This is a genomic window from Streptomyces sp. NPDC003247 (assembly GCF_042888135.1).
Lineage (GTDB): Bacteria > Actinomycetota > Actinomycetes > Streptomycetales > Streptomycetaceae > Streptomyces.
Genome location: NZ_JBIAPF010000012.1, coordinates 130,020 through 147,022 on the forward strand (window position 1 = coordinate 130,020; position 17,003 = coordinate 147,022).

16 protein-coding genes are annotated in these 17,003 nt (G+C 72.9%); 14 read left to right on the forward strand and 2 right to left on the reverse strand.

Translation table 11 applies throughout. From position 1 onward, the window contains the following. Window position 1: 1 nt before the first annotated feature. Window positions 2-595, reverse strand: a complete 594-nt coding sequence (gene idi / locus ACFYWQ_RS33670) for an isopentenyl-diphosphate Delta-isomerase (protein ID WP_389521809.1) — start codon at window positions 593-595, stop codon at window positions 2-4. 217 nt (window positions 596-812) lie between these two features. Continuing rightward, window positions 813-1,754, reverse strand: a complete 942-nt coding sequence (locus ACFYWQ_RS33675; RefSeq protein WP_389521811.1) for a cation diffusion facilitator family transporter — start codon at window positions 1,752-1,754, stop codon at window positions 813-815. A gap of 389 nt (window positions 1,755-2,143) precedes the next feature. Here ACFYWQ_RS33675 and ACFYWQ_RS33680 point away from each other — a divergent pair, with 389 nt between their 5' ends. From ACFYWQ_RS33680 to ACFYWQ_RS33745, 14 genes are all read left to right on the forward strand, one after another. Then, window positions 2,144-3,988 carry a DUF5941 domain-containing protein gene (locus ACFYWQ_RS33680; protein ID WP_389521813.1) on the forward strand — a complete coding sequence of 615 codons (1,845 nt, stop codon included), beginning with the start codon at window positions 2,144-2,146 and terminating at the stop codon, window positions 3,986-3,988. After that, window positions 3,985-4,740 carry a sugar phosphate nucleotidyltransferase gene (locus tag ACFYWQ_RS33685; protein WP_389521815.1) on the forward strand — a complete coding sequence of 252 codons (756 nt, stop codon included), beginning with the start codon at window positions 3,985-3,987 and terminating at the stop codon, window positions 4,738-4,740. Before ACFYWQ_RS33680 ends, ACFYWQ_RS33685 begins: the two co-directional genes overlap by 4 nt. Continuing rightward, a complete protein-coding gene (locus ACFYWQ_RS33690; RefSeq protein ID WP_389521817.1) occupies window positions 4,728-5,789 on the forward strand; it encodes an iron-containing alcohol dehydrogenase family protein in 1,062 nt (353 codons plus the stop codon). Before ACFYWQ_RS33685 ends, ACFYWQ_RS33690 begins: the two co-directional genes overlap by 13 nt. Next, window positions 5,767-6,546 carry a CDP-alcohol phosphatidyltransferase family protein gene (locus ACFYWQ_RS33695; RefSeq protein ID WP_389521819.1) on the forward strand — a complete coding sequence of 260 codons (780 nt, stop codon included), beginning with the start codon at window positions 5,767-5,769 and terminating at the stop codon, window positions 6,544-6,546. The genes ACFYWQ_RS33690 and ACFYWQ_RS33695 overlap by 23 nt, the downstream gene beginning before the upstream one ends. Continuing rightward, window positions 6,543-7,427 carry a glycosyltransferase family 2 protein gene (locus tag ACFYWQ_RS33700; RefSeq protein ID WP_389521821.1) on the forward strand — a complete coding sequence of 295 codons (885 nt, stop codon included), beginning with the start codon at window positions 6,543-6,545 and terminating at the stop codon, window positions 7,425-7,427. The genes ACFYWQ_RS33695 and ACFYWQ_RS33700 overlap by 4 nt, the downstream gene beginning before the upstream one ends. Before the next feature lie 97 nt (window positions 7,428-7,524). Further along, window positions 7,525-8,454 carry an ABC transporter permease gene (locus tag ACFYWQ_RS33705; RefSeq protein ID WP_389521823.1) on the forward strand — a complete coding sequence of 310 codons (930 nt, stop codon included), beginning with the start codon at window positions 7,525-7,527 and terminating at the stop codon, window positions 8,452-8,454. Beyond that, entirely contained in the window at window positions 8,447-9,229 is a 783-nt protein-coding gene (locus ACFYWQ_RS33710) for an ABC transporter ATP-binding protein (RefSeq protein WP_389521825.1), read from the forward strand. Before ACFYWQ_RS33705 ends, ACFYWQ_RS33710 begins: the two co-directional genes overlap by 8 nt. Before the next feature lie 359 nt (window positions 9,230-9,588). Next, complete coding sequence (hpnC, locus tag ACFYWQ_RS33715) at window positions 9,589-10,491, forward strand: squalene synthase HpnC (RefSeq protein WP_389521827.1); 903 nt, start codon at window positions 9,589-9,591, stop codon at window positions 10,489-10,491. Further along, on the forward strand, window positions 10,488-11,438 hold the full coding sequence (gene hpnD / locus ACFYWQ_RS33720; protein ID WP_389521829.1) for a presqualene diphosphate synthase HpnD: 951 nt from the start codon (window positions 10,488-10,490) through the stop codon (window positions 11,436-11,438). The genes hpnC and hpnD overlap by 4 nt, the downstream gene beginning before the upstream one ends. Further along, complete coding sequence (locus ACFYWQ_RS33725) at window positions 11,438-11,590, forward strand: DUF6380 family protein (protein WP_389521830.1); 153 nt, start codon at window positions 11,438-11,440, stop codon at window positions 11,588-11,590. The genes hpnD and ACFYWQ_RS33725 overlap by 1 nt, the downstream gene beginning before the upstream one ends. Next, the gene (gene hpnE / locus ACFYWQ_RS33730) at window positions 11,587-13,083 is read left to right on the forward strand and encodes a hydroxysqualene dehydroxylase HpnE (RefSeq protein ID WP_389521832.1); all 1,497 of its coding nucleotides are present in this window, start codon (window positions 11,587-11,589) and stop codon (window positions 13,081-13,083) included. Before ACFYWQ_RS33725 ends, hpnE begins: the two co-directional genes overlap by 4 nt. Before the next feature lie 74 nt (window positions 13,084-13,157). Then, window positions 13,158-14,222, forward strand: coding sequence for a polyprenyl synthetase family protein (locus ACFYWQ_RS33735; RefSeq protein ID WP_389522031.1), 1,065 nt, complete (start codon window positions 13,158-13,160; stop codon window positions 14,220-14,222). A gap of 120 nt (window positions 14,223-14,342) precedes the next feature. Next, entirely contained in the window at window positions 14,343-16,358 is a 2,016-nt protein-coding gene (gene shc, locus ACFYWQ_RS33740) for a squalene--hopene cyclase (protein WP_389521834.1), read from the forward strand. Then, a complete protein-coding gene (locus tag ACFYWQ_RS33745) occupies window positions 16,358-16,999 on the forward strand; it encodes a 1-hydroxy-2-methyl-2-butenyl 4-diphosphate reductase (RefSeq protein WP_389521836.1) in 642 nt (213 codons plus the stop codon). The genes shc and ACFYWQ_RS33745 overlap by 1 nt, the downstream gene beginning before the upstream one ends. The last annotated feature ends 4 nt before the right edge of the window (window positions 17,000-17,003 follow it).

Here is a 17,003-nt window from a genome sequence, read left to right on the forward strand (position 1 = left end):
CTCACCAGCCGGCCGACGGGCCCGTCAGTTCCCGGACGGCCGGCCGGGCCGTGTCCAGCACGGTCATGAACCACGAGGAGAACGTGTCCCTCGCGTGCCGCTCGGCCAGCTCGGCGGGCGTCACGAAGGCCGTGCCGCCGACCTCCTCCGGGTCCGGCCGCAGCGGGGACTGCACCATCCCGACGAACAGGTGGTTGTACTCCTGCTCCACCAGGCCCGAGGCCGGGTCCGGGTGGTTGTAGCGGACCGTGCCCGCCTCCGCGAGCAGCGACGGGGACACCCCCAGCTCCTCGAAGGTGCGCCGCGCGGCCGCCGCGAAGGGGGCCTCCCCCGGGTAGGGGTGGCCGCAGCACGTGTTCGACCACACACCGGGGGAGTGGTACTTGCCGAGCGCCCGCTGCTGGAGCAGCAGCCGGCCGTGCTCGTCGAAGAGGAAGACGGAGAACGCCCGGTGCAGCTGCCCCGGCGCCCGGTGGGCGGCGAGCTTCTCCGCCGTGCCGATGGTCACGCCGTTCTCGTCGACGAGTTCCAGCAGAATCGCGTCAGCGGTGCCGCTCGACGAGCCGGTCGTCGTGGTGGCAGAAGTGATCGGCATACCCATCCTTAGCATCGGTCCTCGCCCCCTCAGTCTGCCGTACGCGCCCGCGCTCCCCGCATTCCGCGTGAGCGCCGCATGTCCCGCGTCCGGCGACCGGGCCCCCTGGTCGATCTTGCCCGGCACGGCACCCGGGGAACCGTGCCGAACGCACATACGAAACCGGGACCGGTGGAGCGGCCACCGCGGCGCCGGCCCGGGGCCCGTCCCGCTCGCGTCAGTGGCAGAGCCGCGCCTCGTGCTCGGCGTGCCCGCCCGGCTCCAGCTGGAAGGTGCAGTGCGCCACGTCGAAGTGGTCGCCCAGACAGCCCTGGAGCTCGTGCAGCATCTTCTCGTGACCGGTCGCGTCCAGCACGTCCGAGCGCACCACCACGTGCGCGGAGAGCACCGGCATCCCCGAGGTGATCGTCCAGGCGTGCAGGTCGTGCACGTCCTCCACCCCGTCCAGCGCCAGTATGTGCGCCCGCACCTCCGCCATGTCCACGTCCCGCGGAGCCGACTCCAGCAGGACGTCCAGGGTCTCGCGCAGCAGCTTGAGGGTCCGCGGCACGATCATCAGGCCGATGACGAGCGAGGCGACCGGGTCGGCGGCCTGCCAGCCGGTGGTGAGGATCACCGCCGCCGACACCAGCACCGCCACCGAGCCCAGCGCGTCCGCCGCCACCTCCAGGAACGCGCCCCGCACGTTCAGGCTCTCCGCCTGGCCGCGCATCAGCAGCGTCAGCGAGACCGTGTTCGCCACCAGGCCCACCGCGCCGAACACGATCATCAGCCCGCCCTCGGTGGCGGCCGGCGCGAAGAACCGCTGGACCGCCTCGTACAGGACGTAGCCGCCCACCCCGAGCAGCAGCAGACAGTTGGCCAGGGCGGCGAGGATCTCCGCCCGGGCGTAGCCGAAGGTGCGGTGCGTGCTCGGGGGACGGTTCGCGAAGTGGATGGCGAGCAGCGCCATGCCGAGGCCCAGCGCGTCCGTCGCCATGTGCGCCGCGTCCGCGATCAGGGCGAGGGAGTCCGCGAGCACCCCGCCCACCAGCTCCACCACCATCACGGTGAGCGTGATCGCCAGCGCCACCCGCAGCCTGCCGCGGTACGCCGCGGCGGCCGTGGCGGTGGCCGGCGCGTGGGTGTGCGTATGGCCGTGGTCGTGCCCAGCCCCCATGGAGCAAACCCTCCTGTCAGCGGTCCGGCACCCAGTCAACTACGGGTGGGGGGTATCCGGCAACGCGGCACTGAACACCGTTGTCATCTGCTCTGACCTGCGAAAACGATTCCCGGTTCAGGTCGGTCCCGCCTGCCGCCCGGCCGTTCCGCGCGGGTGCGCGGCGCCGCGGTTTGTCGGCCGGGCCGCCGATCGCCCATGATGATCTCGGCAAAGGGCGGTGCACACGTGCTGTCAGACCGTGTGATCCGTCCTGAACGGCCGGTGAACACGGTCTTCGCGGCATCCGATAGCCTCTGCCGACATGCCGCCCGGCTGGTACCGCCGGAGGGCGACCCACGATGCAGATGACCGGCGCGGACGCGTCGGGACCCAGGGAGTGAGTTCGGTTGCCGACCGCCATCCTCACCGGTCAGCCGGTCCCCGGATCGTCGATCGAGACGGACCTGCGGTCCCTCGGCTTCGACGTCCTGACCGCGGCCGGCACCGCCGACGCCGAGACGCTTCTCGCCGCCGTCCCCGGTGACGAGCGCGTCGCCCTCGTCGACAGCCGCTTCGTGGGCCACCCGCACGCGCTGCGCCTCGGCCTCACCGACCCCCGCTTCCCGCTCGCCGCGATCCCCGGCGCCGTCACCGCCCAGCCCGCCGGCCGGCAGGCCCTGACCCGGGCGATGGCCCGGGAGAACTCCGCGAGCGGCGGCACGGCCGGTGGGGGTGCCCCCGCGCGAGCGAGGTCGAGCGTGGGGAACATCGACAGCCTCGACAGCCTCGCCGAGCGTGTCGTCGGCGCCCTCGACGCCGACGGCGCCGACGTCCACCGGCCCGAGCTCGGCAGCCTGGTCGCGGAGGTCCCCGCCGACCCGCAGGCCCGCAACGAGGCACGGCAGGCCGTCGCCGCCGTCGACGACGAGGCCGTACGCCTGAAGTCGGCCGTGAAGTCCCGCGACGGTTTCTTCACCACCTACTGCGTCAGCCCCTACTCGCGGTACATCGCCCGCTGGTGCGCCCGCCGCGGCCTCACCCCCAACCAGGTCACCACCGCCTCCCTGATCACCGCGCTGATCGCGGCGGGCTGCGCGGCCACCGGCACCCGGGGCGGATTCGTCGCCGCCGGCCTGCTGCTGATCTTCTCCTTCGTCCTGGACTGCACCGACGGCCAGCTCGCCCGCTACTCCTTGCAGTACTCCACCCTCGGCGCCTGGCTCGACGCCACCTTCGACCGCGCCAAGGAGTACGCCTACTACGCGGGCCTCGCGCTGGGGGCCGCCCGCGGCGGCGACGACGTATGGGCCCTCGCGCTCGGCGCGATGATCCTCCAGACCTGCCGGCACGTCGTGGACTTCTCCTTCAACGAGGCCAACCACGACGCCACCGCCAACACCAGCCCCACCGCCGCCCTCTCCGACAAGCTCGACAGCGTCGGCTGGACGGTCTGGGTGCGGCGGATGATAGTCCTGCCCATCGGCGAACGATGGGCCATGATCGCCGTCCTGACGGCCGCGACGACCCCCCGCATCACCTTCTACGCCCTGCTGATCGGCTGCGCCCTGGCGGCGACCTACACCACCGCGGGACGGGTGCTGCGGTCGGTGACCCGCAGGGCGAAGCGCACGGACCGGGCCGCGCGGGCACTGGCGGACCTCGCGGACAACGGTCCCCTGGCCGCCTTCGTGGGCAGCCTGCGCAGCCCGAACACCCGCTTCCACCCGAGCTCCCCGCTGCTGCTGGCGGTCTTCGGCGTCGTCGTCCTCGCCGCGAACGTCGCGTCCGGCAGCCCGTGGGCCGCCGCCGTCGGCGCGGTGATCTACGCCCTCACCTCCGGCCTCGCCCTCTCCCAGCCCCTCAAGGGCGCCCTCGACTGGCTGATCCCGCCGCTCTTCCGCGCCGCGGAGTACCTCACCGTCCTCGTCCTCGCCGCCCGCGCCGATGTGAACGGGGCGCTGCCCGCGGCTTTCGGGCTGGTGGCGGCCGTCGCCTACCATCACTACGACACGGTGTACCGCATCCGCGGCGACGCCGGAGCGCCGCCGGCCTGGCTGGTGCGCGCCGTCGGGGGGCAGGAGGGGCGCACCCTGCTCGTCACGGTGCTGGCCGCGCTGCTCACCGCCTCGCAGTTCACGGTGGCGCTCACGGCCCTGGCCGTGGCCGTCGCCCTCGTGGTGCTCGCCGAGAGCATCCGCTTCTGGGTGTCCTCCGGGGCCCCCGCCGTACACGACGAAGGAGAACCCGCATGATCGGCCTCGTGCTGGCGGCCGGCGCCGGACGGCGTCTGCGCCCCTACACCGACACCCTGCCGAAGGCGCTGGTGCCGGTGGGGCCCGCGGGCATAGAGGGCGAACCCACGGTCCTCGACCTCACCCTCGGCAACTTCGCCGAGATCGGCCTGACCGAGGTCGCGGTCATCGTCGGCTACCGCAAGGAGGCCGTCTACGAGCGCAAGGCGGCCTTGGAGGCGAAGTACGGCCTCACGCTCACCCTCATCGACAACGACAAGGCCGAGGAGTGGAACAACGCCTACTCCCTGTGGTGCGGCCGTGACGCCCTCAAGGACGGCGTGATCCTCGCCAACGGCGACACCGTCCACCCGGTCTCCGTCGAGAAGACGCTGCTCGCCGCCCGCGGCGACGGCAAGCGGATCATCCTCGCCCTCGACACCGTGAAGTCCCTCGCGGACGAGGAGATGAAGGTCGTCGTCGACCCCGACAAGGGGAACATGACGAAGATCACCAAGCTGATGGACCCCGCCGAGGCCACCGGCGAGTACATCGGCGTCACCCTCATCGAGGGCGACGCGGCCGCCGAGCTGGCGGACGCGCTGAAGACCGTGTGGGAGACCGACCCGCAGCAGTTCTACGAGCACGGCTACCAGGAGCTCGTGAACCGCGGCGTCCGGATCGACGTGGCGCCGATCGGCGAGGTCGACTGGGTCGAGATCGACAACCACGACGACCTCGCCCGGGGACGGGAGATCGCGTGCCGGTACTGACGAGGCTCATCCCCTCGCCGGTCGTCGTCGACATCCGCCCGGGTGCCCTCGACGACCTGGCGTGCGTCCTCGCCGACGAGCGCATCTCGCACTCCGGCAAGCTCGCCGTCGCCGTCAGCGGCGGCTCGGGCGCCCGGCTGCGCGAGCGGATCGCTCCCTCGCTGCCCGGAGCCACCTGGTACGAGGTCGGCGGCGGCACCATCGACGACGCGGTGCGGCTGGCCGCAGACATAAAGGCCGGCCGGTACGACGCGGTGGTGGGTCTCGGCGGCGGCAAGATCATCGACTGTGCCAAGTTCGCGGCGGCACGCGTCGGTCTGCCGCTGGTCGCGGTCGCCACCAACCTCGCCCACGACGGCCTCTGCTCGCCGGTCGCCACCCTGGACAACGACGCGGGGCGCGGTTCGTACGGTGTGCCGAACCCGATCGCGGTGGTCATCGACCTCAATGTGATCCGTGAGGCCCCCGTCCGCTTCGTGCGCTCCGGCGTCGGCGACGCCATCTCCAACATCTCCGCCGTGGCGGACTGGGAACTGGCCAACCGGGTCAAGGGCGAGAAGATCGACGGCCTCGCCGCCGCGATGGCCCGCCAGGCCGGCGAGGCCGTGCTCCGGCACCCGGGCGGCGTCGGGGACGACGGGTTTCTCCAAGTGCTGGCCGAGGCACTGGTCCTCACCGGCATCGCCATGTCCGTGTCGGGCGACTCCCGCCCGTCCTCCGGCGCCTGCCACGAGATCAACCACGCCTTCGACCTGCTGTTCCCCCAGCGTGCCGCCGCCCACGGCGAGCAGTGCGGACTGGGCGCGGCGTTCGCGATGTACCTGCGCGGAGCCCACGAGGAGTCGGCCTACATGGCCGAGGTGCTGCGTCGGCACGGGCTGCCGGTCCTGCCGGAGGAGATCGGCTTCACCCCGGACGAATTCGTCCGTGCCGTGGAGTTCGCCCCGGAGACCCGGCCCGGCCGCTACACGATCCTCGAACACCTCGACCTCAAGACCGAACAGATCAAGGACGTCTACGCCGACTATGTCAAGGCCATCGGTAGCTGAACTCAGACCGGTCGTGCACCCCCCGGGGGTGAAGGACCGGCGCAGCGGTGAGCACTGGATGGGACGCCTCTACATGCGCGAGGTGTCCCTGCGGGTCGACCGCTACCTGGTCAACACCAGGGTCACGCCCAACCAGCTCACGTATCTGATGACCGTCTTCGGCGTCCTCGCGGCCCCGGCCCTGCTGGTGCCCGGGATAGCGGGCGCGGTGCTCGGCGTGGTGTGCGTCCAGCTCTACCTGCTGCTGGACTGCGTCGACGGCGAGATCGCGCGCTGGAAGAAGCAGTACTCGCTGAACGGGGTCTACCTGGACCGCGTCGGCGCGTACCTCACCGACGCCGCCGTACTCGTCGGCCTCGGGCTGCGCGCCGCCGACCTGTGGGGGAGCGGCCGCATCGACTGGCTGTGGGCCTTCCTCGGCACCCTGGCCGCCCTCGGCGCGATCCTGATCAAGGCCGAGACCGACCTGGTCGGCGTCGCCCGGCACCAGGCCGGGAAGCCGCCGGTCAAGGAGACCGCCGCCGAGATGCGCTCCTCCGGCATGGCCCTGGCCCGCCGGGCCGCCGCGGCGCTCAAGTTCCACCGGCTGATCCTCGGCATCGAGGCGTCCCTGCTGATCCTGGCCCTGGCGATCGCCGACCAGATCCGCGGCGACCTCTTCTTCACCCGGCTCGGCGTCGCCGTCCTGGCCGGCATCGCCCTCGTGCAGACCCTGCTGCACCTGGTGTCCATCCTCGCGTCGAGCAGGCTGAAGTGAGCGCGCCCGTGAAGGTCGGCGCGGTGATCATCACCATGGGCAACCGCCCCGACGAGCTGAGAGCCCTGATCGACTCGGTCGCCAAGCAGGACGGCGACCCGGTCGAGGTGGTCGTGGTCGGCAACGGCTCACCCGTTCCCGACGTCCCCGACGGTGTCCGCACCGTCGAACTGCCCGAGAACCTCGGCATCCCCGGCGGCCGCAACGTCGGCATCGAGGCCTTCGGCCCCAGCGGCCGCGACGTCGACGTCCTGCTCTTCCTCGACGACGACGGCCTCCTCGCCCGGCACGACACCGCGCAGCTGTGCCGCGAGGCGTTCACGGCCGACGCGGGGCTCGGCATCATCAGCTTCCGCATCGCCGACCCGGAGACCGGTGTCACCCAGCGCCGCCACGTGCCCCGGCTGCGCGCCTCGGACCCGATGCGCTCCTCCCGGGTCACCACCTTCCTCGGCGGCGCCAACGCCGTCCGCACCCGGGTCCTCGCCGAGGTCGGCGGCCTCCCGGACGAGTTCTTCTACGCGCACGAGGAAACCGACCTGGCCTGGCGGGCCCTCGACGCGGGCTGGATGATCGACTACCGGTCCGACATGGTGCTGTACCACCCGACGACCGCGCCCTCGCGGCACGCGGTCTACCACCGCATGGTCGCCCGCAACCGGGTCTGGCTGGCCCGCCGCAACCTGCCCGCCCCGCTGGTCCCCGTCTACCTCGGCGTCTGGCTGCTGCTCACGCTGGCGCGCCGCCCCTCGCGGTCCGCGCTCAAGGCGTGGTTCGGCGGGTTCCGGGAAGGGTGGGCCACCTCGTGCGGACCGCGCAGGCCCATGAAGTGGCGTACGGTGTGGCGGCTGACCCGACTGGGCCGGCCTCCCGTCATCTGACAAGCTCGTCCCCGAGGGCCCCGGAGCGTGCCGAGGCCCCCCGGCTCATGCCAAGCCCGTCCAGGCTGTGCATCCCGAAGACGAAAGTTTCCTACTGGTGAGTGAGACAACGCATGACGGCGGAGTCGCGGTGAGCGCGCCCCCGTCGCCCGACGAGGGCCTCACGGCGGCGCAGCTGGCCGCCAAGCACGGGCTGGCCGTGAGCGGGGCCAGGCCCACGCTGCGGGAGTACGTCCGCCAGCTCTGGGGGCGGCGCCACTTCATCCTGGCCTTCTCCTCGGCGAAGCTGACCGCCCAGTACAGCCAGGCCAAACTGGGCCAGCTGTGGCAGGTGGCCACCCCGCTGCTCAACGCGGGCGTGTACTTCGCGATCTTCGGTCTGATCCTCGACGCGGGCCGCGGGATGGACAAGGACGTGTACATCCCGTTCCTCGTCACGGGTGTGTTCGTCTTCACCTTCACGCAGAGCTCCGTCATGACCGGTGTCCGCGCCATCTCCGGCAACCTCGGACTGGTCCGCGCCCTGCACTTCCCGCGGGCCTCGCTGCCGATCTCGTTCGCGCTCCAGCAGCTCCAGCAGCTGCTGTACTCGATGATCGTGCTGTTCATCGTGGCGATCGCCTTCGGCAGCTACCCGGACGCCTCCTGGATCCTGATCGTCCCGGTGCTGGTCCTCCAGTTCTGCTTCAACACCGGCCTGGCGCTGATCTTCGCCCGGGCCGGCGCGAAGACCCCCGACCTCGCGCAGCTGATGCCGTTCGTGATGCGCACCTGGATGTACGCGTCCGGCGTGATGTTCTCCATCCCGGTCTTCCTCGCCGACAAGCCCCAGTGGATGGCGAACGTCCTCCAGTGGAACCCCGCCGCCATCTACATGGACCTGATGCGCTTCGCCCTCATCGAGGAGTACGGCGCCGAGAACCTCCCCGACCACGTGTGGGCGGCGGCGGGCGGCTGGGCGGCCCTGTTCGCCATCGGCGGCTTCGTGTGGTTCTGGCAGGCGGAGGAGAGGTACGGCCGTGGCTGACCAGGTACCGGGACAGCGCATCCCCACCGTCATCGCCGACGACGTGCACATCGTCTACCGCGTCAACGGCGCCCGCACCGGAAAGGGCAGCGCCACCGCCGCCCTGAGCCGGATCGTCAAGCGCGGCGGCGAGGAACGCGGGGTGCGCAAGGTGCACGCGGTGCGCGGCGTCTCCTTCGTCGCCCACCGGGGCGAGGCCATCGGCCTCATCGGCTCCAACGGCTCCGGCAAGTCCACCCTGCTGCGGGCCATCGCCGGCCTGCTGCCCCCGGAGAGCGGCAAGGTCTACACCGACGGCCAGCCCTCGCTGCTGGGCGTCAACGCCGCCCTGATGAACGACCTCACCGGCGAGCGCAACGTCATCCTCGGCGGTCTGGCGATGGGCATGTCCCGCGAGCAGATCAAGGAGCGCTACCAGGAGATCGTCGACTTCTCCGGCATCAACGAGAAGGGCGACTTCATCACCCTGCCGATGCGCACCTACTCCTCCGGCATGCAGGCCCGGCTGCGCTTCTCCATCGCCGCCGCCAAGGACCACGACGTGCTGATGATCGACGAGGCCCTGGCCACCGGCGACCGCAAGTTCCAGAAGCGCTCCGAGCAGCGCATCCGGGAGCTGCGCAAGGAGGCCGGCACGGTGTTCCTGGTCAGCCACAGCAACAAGTCGATCCGGGACACCTGCGACCGCGTGCTCTGGCTGGAGCGCGGCGAGCTGCGCATGGACGGCCCGACCGACGAGGTCCTCAAGGAGTACGAGAAGTTCACGGGCAAGTAGCCCGACGCGACCGGGGCCCCGCCGGAACTGCCCGGCGGGGCCCCGCGTCTGCAAAGGAAACGTCAACTCGGCCTCGGCACAGGAAGCTTGACGCCAATCGGTGTGTTGTTGTGATCTGCGGGCCACCCCCGCGAACCCCGCTGCGTTGTACAACGTAAGCTGGACCGGTCCCGAAACGAGTCAAGTGGGGCGATATGGCGCGACGCCCTCGGACAGGGCTGCCGTGCGGACGGCTGGGCGGCGTGTCCGAAATAGTGGGTATCGGGTTGTCGGTGTAGAACGGGAGATGTGACGGCAATGGCTACGGAAACTCCCCAGCGTAACGGAGCATGCGCCGTCCCTGCCCCGGGCAGCCGACGATGACGGCGCCGACCACGTCACGCCCGGTGGACCCGGAGCGCGACACCCTCGCCAAGGCCGCGCACGAGAACTTCCCCGTGGCCCCGTTCTTCCTGCCCCGGGCCTGGCGCGACGACCTCATGGCCGTGTACGGCTTCGCCCGTCTGGTCGACGACATCGGCGACGGCGACCTGGCCCCGGGCGGCGCCGACGCCCGGCTGCTCGGCGTCCCGGCCGCCGACGCCGAGGACCGCCTCGTCCTGCTGGACGCCTTCGAGGCCGATCTGCGCCGGGTCTTCGACGGCACGCCCCGCCACCCCCTGCTGCGCCGCCTCCAGCCGACCGTCCGCCGCCGCGCCCTCACCCCCGAGCCCTTCCTCGGCCTGATCGCCGCCAACCGCCAGGACCAGCTCGTCACGCGCTACGCGACCTACGACGACCTCCTCGCGTACTGCGAGCTGTCCGCCAACCCCGTGGGCCGGCTCGTCCTCGCCGTCACCGGAACCTCCACCCCGGAGCGGATCCGCCGCTCCGACGCGGTCTGCACCGCGTTGCAGATCGTCGAGCACCTCCAGGACGTGGCCGAGGACCTCGGCCGCGACCGCGTCTACCTGCCCGCCGCGGACATGGAGCGCTTCCACGTCCGGGAGGCGGACCTCGCCGCGCCCACCGCCGGCGCCTCGGTGCGCGCCCTGATCGCGTACGAGGCACAACGCGCCCGCGACCTCCTGGCCGAGGGCGCCCCGCTGGTGCGCAGCGTCCACGGCAGGCTGAGACTGCTGCTCGCGGGCTTCGTGGCGGGCGGAAGGGCGGCGGTCCACGCGATCGCCGCCGCCGATTACGACGTCCTTCCCGGCCCGCCCAGGCCCGGCAAGCTCCGGGTGCTGCGCGAGGCGGGCGCGACCCTGCGAGAAGAGGGGTGATCCGGACCGTGGACTCTCCGCAGAACGTGTCCGCACCGGTACTCGCCGCCTACGGCTACTGCGAGGCCGTCACCGGGCAGCAGGCGCGCAACTTCGCCTACGGCATCCGGCTGCTGCCCACGCCCAAGCGGCGCGCGATGTCGGCGCTGTACGCGTTCTCCCGCCGGGTCGACGACATCGGCGACGGCGCGCTGGACGCCGAGGTCAAGACGGCCCGGCTGGAGGACACCCGGGCGCTGCTCGCCCGGGTGCGCGCGGGCGAGGTCGAGGAGGACGACACCGACCCCGTCGCGGTCGCCCTCGCCCATGCCGCGCGGGTCTTCCCGATCCCGCTGGGCGGCCTGGACGAGCTGATCGACGGCGTCCTGATGGACGTCCGCGGCGAGACGTACGAGACCTGGGACGACCTGAAGGCGTACTGCCGCTGCGTGGCCGGCGCCATCGGCCGGCTCTCGCTCGGCGTGTTCGGTACGGAACCGGGCGCGCGCGGCGCCGAGCGCGCTCCTGAGTACGCCGACACGCTGGGGCTCGCGCTCCAGCTCACCAACATCCTGAGGGACGTCCGCGAGGACGCCGCGGGCGGCCGCACCTACCTGCCCGCCGACGACCTCGCGAAGTTCGGCTGCTCGGCCGGCTTCGACGGGGCGCGGCCGCCGGAGGGCTCCGACTTCGCGGGCCTCGTGCACTTCGAGGTGCGACGGGCCCGCGCCCTCTTCGCCGAGGGCTACCGGCTGCTGCCCATGCTGGACCGGCGCAGCGGCGCCTGCGTCGCCGCGATGGCCGGCATCTACCGCCGCCTCCTCGACCGCATCGAGCGCGACCCCGAGGCCGTCCTGCGCGGCCGGGTCTCCCTGCCCGGCCGGGAGAAGGCCTACGTCGCCGTGCGCGGGCTGTCCGGTCTGGACACCCGGCACGTGTCCCGGCTGGCCGTCAGGAGGCAGCTCTGATGGGCCCCACCAGCGACCCGGCGGACCGGGGTGACGCCGCCGGGGAAAAGCGGCACGCAACCCTCCGGCGCGGCGCGGCGTCCCTGACTCCGACGGCCTGCCGGGCACGGTTCCCGCGGCACGGCGGGCGCGCAGGGGAGGGGGCGCCATGAGCGACGAGCTGCTCCCGGACGGCCCGCGGACGTCCGGACGGGACGCCGTCGTGGTCGGCGGCGGGCTGGCTGGCGTCACCGCCGCGCTCGCGCTCGCCGACGCGGGCGTCCGCGTCACGCTGCTCGAAGGCCGGCCCCGGCTGGGCGGCCTGGCCTTCTCCTTCCACCGCGGCGGACTCACCGTCGACAACGGACAGCACGTCTACCTGCGCTGCTGCACCGCCTACCGCTGGTTCCTCGACCGGATCGACGGCGCGACGCTGGCACCGTTGCAGGAACGTCTCGACGTGCCCGTCGTCGACGTCGCCCGGCCCGAGGGGCGACGGCTCGGCAGGCTGCGGCGCGACGCGCTGCCGGTCCCCCTCCACCTGGGACGCAGCCTCGCCGCGTACCCGCACCTCTCGCTCGCCGAACGCGCCCGGGTGGGCCGGGCCGCGCTGGCGCTCAAGAAGCTCGACCTCGCCGACCCGGCGCTCGACGCCCAGGACTTCGGCAGCTGGCTCACGGCGCACGGCCAGTCGCCGCGCGCCGTCGAGGCCCTGTGGGACCTGGTCGGCGTCGCCACCCTGAACGCGGTCGCCGGCGACACCTCGCTCGGGCTCGCCGCGATGGTCTTCAAGACCGGTCTGCTGTCCGACCCGGGCGCGGCCGACATCGGATGGGCCCGCGTCCCGCTGGGCGAACTGCACGACCGGCTCGCCCGCCGGGCGCTCGACGCCGCGGGCGTGCGCACCGAGCTCCGCGCCCGCGTCACCTCCGTCTCCCCCGGCGGCGACGGCGGCTGGAGCGTCGAGACGCCCGGCGAGACGCTCCGCGCGGACACCGTCGTCCTCGCCGTACCGCAGCGCGAGACGTACGACCTGCTGCCGCCCGGGGCGCTGGAGGCGCCCGAGCGGCTGCTGGACATCGGCACCGCGCCCATCCTCAACGTGCACGTCGTCTACGACCGCACGGTGCTGGACGCGCCCTTCCTCGCCGCGCTGGGCACGCCGGTGCAGTGGGTGTTCGACCGCACCGACGCCTCGGGGCTGCGCTCGGGCCAGTACCTCGCGCTGTCGCAGTCGGCCGCGCGGGACGACATCGACCGGCCCGTGGCCGCGCTGCGCGAGCGCTACCTGCCCGAGCTGCGCCGGCTGCTGCCGCGCGCCCGCGAGGCCCAGGTGCGGGACTTCTTCGTGACCCGGGAGCGCACGGCGACGTTCGCCCCCACCCCCGGCGTCGGACGGCTCAGGCCCGGCGCCCGCACCAAGGCACCCGGCCTGTACCTGGCCGGAGCGTGGACCGCCACAGGGTGGCCCGCGACCATGGAGAGTGCGGTCCGCAGCGGTGTGAACGCGGCGGACGCCGCGCTCGGCGCCCTGGGCCGGCCCCGCCCCCGCCACCTCTTCGCCAGCGAGGAGGCGGCCCACTGCATCGTCCCGGGGGACACCCCCCGGACCCCCGGCCGAGAACCGGAGGGAACCGGCGCCCCCCTGCGAGGTGGCGTCCGGTGAAGTTCGATCAGCACGGCTCGGCACATCCCCGCACCCCCTCCGGTACCGCAACAAGAGGAGAAACTGTGCCCCCTGTGTCCCCGGCGCCGACGGCCGCCCGAGAGACCGCGGTGGACGTGACCGCGCTCCTGGAGCGCGGCCGGACCCTGGCCACACCGGTGCTGCGGGCGGCCGTCGACCGTCTGGCGCCGCCCATGGACACGGTCGCCGCCTACCACTTCGGCTGGATCGACGCCCAGGGCAACCCGACCGACGGGGACGGCGGCAAGGCCGTGCGTCCCGCGCTCGCGGTGCTCTCCGCGGAGGTCACCGGGGCCGCGCCCGCCATCGGCGTCCCCGGCGCGGTCGCCGTCGAACTGGTCCACAACTTCTCGTTGCTGCACGACGACCTGATGGACGGCGACGAGCAGCGCCGCCACCGCGACACCGTCTGGAAGGTGCACGGCCCCGCCCAGGCCATCCTGGTCGGCGACGCCCTGTTCGCCCTCGCCAACGAGGTCCTGCTGGAGCTCGGCACCGTCGAGGCCGGCCGGGCGACCCGCCGGCTGACCACCGCCACCCGCGCCCTGATCGACGGCCAGGCGCAGGACATCTCCTACGAGCACCGCGACCGCGTCAGCGTCGAGGAGTGTCTGGAGATGGAGGGCAACAAGACCGGCGCCCTGCTGGCCTGCGCCAGCTCCATCGGCGCCGTGCTCGGCGGCGCGGACGACCGCACCGCCGACGCCCTGGAGAAGTACGGCTACCACCTCGGCCTCGCCTTCCAGGCCGTCGACGACCTCCTCGGCATCTGGGGCGACCCGGTCTCCACCGGCAAGCAGACCTGGAGCGACCTGCGCCAGCGCAAGAAGTCCCTGCCGGTCGTGGCCGCGCTCGCGGCGGGCGGCCCCGCCTCCGCGCGGCTCGGCGAGATCCTCGCCGCCGACGCCGGGAGCAGCGACTTCGCGCACTTCTCCGAGGAGGAGTTCGCCGCCCGCGCCGCGCTCATCGAGGAGGCCGGCGGCCGCGAGTGGACCGCCGAGGAGGCACGCCGCCAGCACACCGTCGCCCTCGAGGCCCTGACCGCCGTCGACATGCCCGAGCAGGTCCGGGCCCGGTTCACGGCGCTCGCCGACTTCGTCGTCGTACGAAAGAGATGATCCCTATCGGTCGAATAGCCCTCGCGTAGTCGCCGGCCGGTGCAGCGAGGCGGGACGGCGCACCGGCCGACGGCGGACCCACAGCAGCACGACGTCGCACGACTGCACGAAGGGGAAGCCATGACAGCGACGACCGACGGAAGCACCGGGGCGCTGCCGCCCCGCGCCGCCGCGGCCAGCGAAACCGACATCACCACCCCCGTGGCGGCCGGGGCCCACGAAGCCGCCGCGCGCGACGCGATGCGGCGCGCGACCGACTTCCTGCTCGCCCGGCAGGACGCCGAGGGCTGGTGGAAGGGCGACCTCGAGACGAACGTCACGATGGACGCCGAGGACCTGCTGCTCCGCCAGTTCCTGGGCATCCGCGACGAGCCGACCACCCGGGCCGCCGCCCTCTTCATCCGGGGCGAGCAGCGCGAGGACGGAACCTGGGCCACCTTCCACGGCGGCCCCGGCGACCTCTCCGCCACCATCGAGGCCTACGTCGCCCTGCGCCTGGCCGGCGACGCGCCCGACGCGCCGCACATGGCGCGCGCCTCCGCCTGGGTCCGCGACCGGGGCGGCATCGCCGCCGCCCGTGTCTTCACCCGGATCTGGCTGGCGCTGTTCGGCTGGTGGAAGTGGGAGGACCTGCCCGAACTCCCCCCGGAACTGCTGTACTTCCCCAAGTGGTTCCCGCTCAGCATCTACCACTTCGGCTGCTGGGCCCGGCAGACGATCGTCCCGCTCACCGTCGTCTCCGCCAAGCGCCCGGTGCGCCCGGCGCCCTTCCCGCTCGACGAACTGCACACCGACCCGGCCCGCCCCAACCCGCCGGGGCCCCTCGCGCCGATCAACAGCTGGAACGGGCTGTTCCAGCGGCTGGACAAGGTCGTGCGCGGCTACCGCACGGTCGCGGTGCGCCGGCTGCGCCGGGCCGCGATGGACTCCGCCGCCCGCTGGATCATCGAACGGCAGGAGAACGACGGCTGCTGGGGCGGTATCCAGCCGCCCGCCGTGTACTCGGTCATCGCCCTGCACCTGCTCGGCTACGACCTGCGGCACCCCGTGATGCGGGCGGGGCTGGAGTCCCTGGACCGGTACGCCGTCTGGCGCGAGGACGGCGCCCGGATGATCGAGGCCTGCCAGTCGCCGGTGTGGGACACCTGCCTGGCGACCATCGCGCTCGCCGACGCGGGGGTGCCCGCCGACCACCCCCAACTGGTCAAGGCGGCCGACTGGATGCTCGGCGAGCAGATCGTCCGCCCCGGCGACTGGTCCGTACGGCGGCCAGAACTGCCCCCCGGGGGCTGGGCGTTCGAGTTCCACAACGACAACTACCCCGACATCGACGACACCGCCGAGGTCGTCCTCGCGCTGCGCCGGGTCGACCACCACGACCCGGAGCGGGTGGAGAGGGCGATCGCGCGCGGAGTGCGCTGGAACCTCGGCATGCAGTCGCGCAACGGGGCGTGGGGCGCCTTCGACGTCGACAACACCAGCCCGTTCCCCAACCGGCTGCCGTTCTGCGACTTCGGCGAGGTCATCGACCCGCCGTCCGCGGACGTCACCGCGCACGTCGTGGAGATGCTCGCCGTCGAGGGCCTGGCGCACGACCCGCGCACCCGGCGGGGCATCCACTGGCTGCTGGCCGAACAGGAGCCGGACGGCTCGTGGTTCGGACGCTGGGGCGTCAACTACGTCTACGGCACCGGATCGGTCGTCCCCGCCCTGACCGCCGCCGGGCTGCCCGCCCGGCACCCCGCGATCCGCAGAGCGGTGGCCTGGCTGGAGCGGGTGCAGAACGACGACGGCGGCTGGGGCGAGGACCTGCGCTCCTACCAGGACGCCGGCCGGTGGAGCGGCCGGGGCCCCTCGACCGCCTCCCAGACGGCGTGGGCGCTGATGGCGTTACTGGCGGCGGGGGAGCGGGACTCCCCGGCGGTCCAGCGGGGCGTCGCCTGGCTCACCGACAGCCAGCGGGAGGACGGCTCCTGGGACGAGCCCCAGTTCACCGGCACCGGCTTCCCCTGGGACTTCTCCATCAACTACCACCTCTACCGGCAGGTGTTCCCGCTCACCGCGCTCGGCCGGTACGTCCACGGCGACCCCTTCGCCCCGAAGGTCCCCGGTGCCGTCGAGGCCGAGGGGGGCTGATGAGCGCGCAGCCCGCTCCCGCCCCGCTGCTGATCGCCTGCGCGCTCGGCATCGAGCACCTCGCCCTGCGCATGGGCGACCGGTCGGGGGCGGGCGGGCCGGTCACCGTCCTGCGGACGGGCATGGGGCCGAGGGCGGCCGAGCGGTCGGTCACCCGGATCCTCACCGACCCGGTGCTCGGCGGAGCGGCCGTGCTGGCCACCGGCTTCTGCGCGGGGCTCGCCCCCGGCATGCACCCCGGGGACCTGGTCGTTGCCGAGGAGACCCGTGACCCGCGCGGCGGCGTGCCGTGCGTCGGCACCGAACTGCTCGTCAAGGAACTCGCCCGCACCCTGCCCGGGCGTACCGTCCACACCGGCCCCGTCACCGGCTCCGACCACGTCGTGCGCGGTCCCGAACGGTCCGATCTGCTCGCCACCGGCGCGATCGCGGTCGACATGGAGTCGGCGGCCACACTCCTGAGCGCCGTCCGCGCGGGCACGCGCCCGGTTGCGGCTGTCCGGGTGGTCGTGGACGCTCCTGAACATGAACTCGTCCGGATCGGCACGGTGCGCGGTGGAATATCGGCTTTCCGTGTCCTTCGCTCCGTCCTGCCTGCATTCTTCGAATGGCACCGTAGTGTGCTGCTCCCCCGGAGGTGAGCCA

What these genes read in the sequence shown, in the direction of transcription:
- hpnE (WP_389521832.1), top strand. Translation starts at nt 11,587, where the DNA reads ATGAGCGACGAGCTGCTCCCGGACGGCCCGCGGACGTCCGGACGGGAC.
- idi (WP_389521809.1), bottom strand. Translation starts at nt 595, where the DNA reads ATGCCGATCACTTCTGCCACCACGACGACCGGCTCGTCGAGCGGCACC.
- shc (WP_389521834.1), top strand. Translation starts at nt 14,343, where the DNA reads ATGACAGCGACGACCGACGGAAGCACCGGGGCGCTGCCGCCCCGCGCC.
- hpnC (WP_389521827.1), top strand. Translation starts at nt 9,589, where the DNA reads ATGACGGCGCCGACCACGTCACGCCCGGTGGACCCGGAGCGCGACACC.
- ACFYWQ_RS33695 (WP_389521819.1), top strand. Translation starts at nt 5,767, where the DNA reads ATGTCAAGGCCATCGGTAGCTGAACTCAGACCGGTCGTGCACCCCCCG.
- ACFYWQ_RS33725 (WP_389521830.1), top strand. Translation starts at nt 11,438, where the DNA reads ATGGGCCCCACCAGCGACCCGGCGGACCGGGGTGACGCCGCCGGGGAA.
- ACFYWQ_RS33685 (WP_389521815.1), top strand. Translation starts at nt 3,985, where the DNA reads ATGATCGGCCTCGTGCTGGCGGCCGGCGCCGGACGGCGTCTGCGCCCC.
- ACFYWQ_RS33675 (WP_389521811.1), bottom strand. Translation starts at nt 1,754, where the DNA reads ATGGGGGCTGGGCACGACCACGGCCATACGCACACCCACGCGCCGGCC.
- ACFYWQ_RS33745 (WP_389521836.1), top strand. Translation starts at nt 16,358, where the DNA reads ATGAGCGCGCAGCCCGCTCCCGCCCCGCTGCTGATCGCCTGCGCGCTC.